Origin of the sequence: Rhodosalinus sp. FB01 (assembly GCF_041365715.1) — a bacterium.
GTDB lineage: Bacteria > Pseudomonadota > Alphaproteobacteria > Rhodobacterales > Rhodobacteraceae > Rhodosalinus.
On the sequence record NZ_JBGFSH010000136.1, the window covers coordinates 1 to 303 of the forward strand.

The 303-nt window shown below is 71.9% G+C and carries 1 pseudogene; it reads left to right on the forward strand.

Going from position 1 to position 303, the window contains the following annotated elements:
• Positions 1-303, forward strand: a pseudogene (locus AB6A65_RS16925) (DNA mismatch repair protein MutS); the annotation flags it as partial.

Here is a 303-nt window from a genome sequence, read left to right on the forward strand (position 1 = left end):
ATCTCGACGCTCTGCGCGGAGCGCGATCTGCCGGAGCTGCTGCGCGCGGCGCTCGACGCGCTCACCGGTCAGGAGGAGCTGCGCGACCCGCTCGCCGACGCTCTGGTGGCCGAGCCGCCGCTCCTCGCGCGCGACGGCGGCTTCGTGGCCGAGGGCTTCGACCCCGAGCTCGACGAGACGCGGCAGCTGCGCGACAAGGGCCGCGGCGTAATCGCCGGCCTGCAGGCGCGCTACGCCGAGGAGACGGGCATCGCCGCGCTCAAGATCAAGCACAACAACGTGCTCGGCTATTTCATCGAGACC